A 2,308-nucleotide genomic window follows, 5' to 3' on the forward strand; every position below is an offset into this window, starting at 1 on the left:
CGAACAGGAGGACCTGCTCGCCTGCACCGATCTGGCTGCGCGCGGCTTCCTGGCGGGCCGCGCGCAGCCACTCGTGCCGCCCGTCGCAGACGGGCGCGTCCGCGGCCTCCAGCCGCTCGCGGGCCTCGGTCACCAGGGCCCGGTAGAGCCCGGCGACCAGGACGACCGTTTCCGGCCGGGGGCAGGCGTCGCAGATGCGCAGTTCGAGGGTCCGCTGGTGGGCGGACGGCCGGATGTCGTGGTAGATCATCCCCGCGTCGCTGATGACACCGGAGTCGATCAGGCACCGCACGGCCGCGTCGTACTCGGCGGCGTCGGCGAAACATCCCGGCGGGCCCGCGGTGGGCCAGCGCTGCCACACCATGGTCCGCCAGCTGGCGTAGCCGGTGTCGGCGCCCAGCCAGAAGGGGGAACTGGCCGACAGGGCCAGCAGGACGTGCAGCCACGGGGACACCTCGCACATGAGGCGCACGGCCAGGTCGCGGTCGGGCACGTCGACGTGGACGTGGGTTCCGCAGATCAGCTGCTCGTCGGCGACCATGCGGTATTCGTCGACCATGTGGCGGTAGCGGCGCCCGGCGGTCGGGCGGGTGTCCTGCGTGCGGGCGAGCGGCACGGTGCCGGCGGCCACCACGGCCAGCCCGTGGGCGCTCGCCGCGGTGTCGAGCCTGCGTCTGGCGCCGGTGACGTCGTCGTACAGGTCGGCGAGGGACTCGTGCACACCGCTGTTCGTCTCGACGGTCGCCTGCTGCAGTTCGGTGGTGAAGGTGTCTGCGGGGAGCGTTTCCAGCATGGTGTCGGCCCGGGGGGCGAGCAGGCCCGTCTCCACCTCGACGATGTGGAATTCCTCTTCGACTCCGATGCGAACGGTCACGGTACTCCTAAGGTGACGGGCAAACGCCGACTGCCTCGGCCGGAATCCGGCCCGCCCCGCCGGTCCGCCGGCGGGGGGCTGTGAACCTCCGACTTCCCACCAGACCCATTGCTAAGCAGGGCCGCTCCTCGGAGAACGCGGACGCCCAGATGAGCGCGACAGATGGGCGCACCGGTACGGCACCGTCTACGGCACGCCGGTCAGGCGGCCGCCGACCCGCCGGGCCGTCTCCCGCAGCCAGATGTGGGCCGCGTCGTGGGTGTGGACCGGGTGCCACCACAGCGCCTCGCGCAGCGGCACCGCCTCGTAGGGCGGCTCCACCACCCGGACGGCGGCGATCGGCGCCAGCATCCGCGCCAGCCGTGCCTGGATCAGAGCGATGCGCCGGGTGCCGGCGACCAGCAGGGGCAGAAGCTGGAAGCTGTCGACGGACACTTCCACGCGCGGTTCGATGCCGAGCATGCCGAGCTGGCGCACGGCCGGCGCGTCGTAGGTGCGCTGGTAGGTCACCCACGGCAGCCGGGCGAGGTCGTGCCGGGTGAGCCGGTCCCCGACGGCGGGGTGGTCGGCGGCGACGAGGAAGACCCAGCGGTCGTCGTAGAGGTCGGTGGCGGGGAAGCCGCTGATCACGCCGTGCGGCATGAGCAGGCCGTCGGTGGCGCTGAGCAGGGTGGCGGTGTCGTCGACGACGGCCGGCTGGGTCTGGGTGAAGCGGAGCCGGATGCCGGGGGCCTCCTCGTGCACGACGCGGGCGAGTTCGGTGCCGAAGACGGCTATCGCGTAGTCGGACGCCAGCAGCCGGAACTCGCGGCTCTCGTGGGCCGGGTCGAAGTCGGCCTGGCTGGAGAAGAGGCGTTCCAGCACGTCGTAGGCGGTGGCGGTGCGGTCGAGGAGGACCTGGCCGAGGGCGGTCAGCTCGTAGTGGCCGCCGACGCGGGCGAGCAGGTCGTCGTCGAAGTGGCGGCGCAGCCGGGCGAGGGCGGCACTCATGGCGGGCTGGCTGAGGCCGACGCGCTGCCCGGCGCGGGTGACGTTGCGCTCCTCCAGCAGGGCGCGCAGGGCGACGACGAGGTTGAGGTCGAGTCGGGTCAGGTTCACGGATCGGTCCTCGTGCTGGGCGACGGGCAGAGGGCGGTGAGCGGCGGTAATAAATCCGGTGGATGCCGACCATCCACAGAATCTATTTCCCTGATCACAAGCGGCGGGTCCAGATTAGTGCCACCGCAATCAGGAGGACACGTCCGTGAAACCCGCACCCGCGTCCGCGCTCTTCGCCGGACCCTTCGCCCTTGCCACCCTCTCGGCCCCGGGCGGGCCCAAGTTCCCCGCCCTCGTCACCCCGGACGGCTTCGCCCTCGATCTGCGGGACGCCTTCGGCGAGGACCGGCTGACCACGCTGGACGTCCTGGACCGCTGGGAGTCGGCGCTGCCGCG

At 72.2% G+C, this 2,308-nt stretch carries 2 protein-coding genes and 1 pseudogene; 1 reads left to right on the plus strand and 2 read right to left on the minus strand.

Annotation, left to right across the window (positions count from 1 at the left end):
- Both H5J33_RS31665 and H5J33_RS31670 read right to left on the minus strand, forming a co-directional pair.
- A partial coding sequence (locus H5J33_RS31665) for a YbdK family carboxylate-amine ligase (RefSeq protein WP_181798186.1) occupies window positions 1–874 on the minus strand: 874 nt, incomplete at its 3' end.
- Window positions 875–1,060: 186 nt separating this feature from the next.
- Window positions 1,061–1,972 carry a LysR family transcriptional regulator gene (locus H5J33_RS31670; protein ID WP_181798187.1) on the minus strand — a complete coding sequence of 304 codons (912 nt, stop codon included), beginning with the start codon at window positions 1,970–1,972 and terminating at the stop codon, window positions 1,061–1,063.
- A 145-nt stretch (window positions 1,973–2,117) separates the two neighbouring features.
- On the opposite strand from H5J33_RS31670, the pseudogene H5J33_RS31675 reads away from it, so the two are divergent.
- Window positions 2,118–2,308 (plus strand): annotated as a pseudogene (locus tag H5J33_RS31675) (hydrolase); the annotation flags it as partial.

The sequence above is a fragment of the Streptomyces sp. WELS2 genome (assembly GCF_013870595.1).
Taxonomy (GTDB): Bacteria; Actinomycetota; Actinomycetes; order Streptomycetales; family Streptomycetaceae; genus Streptomyces.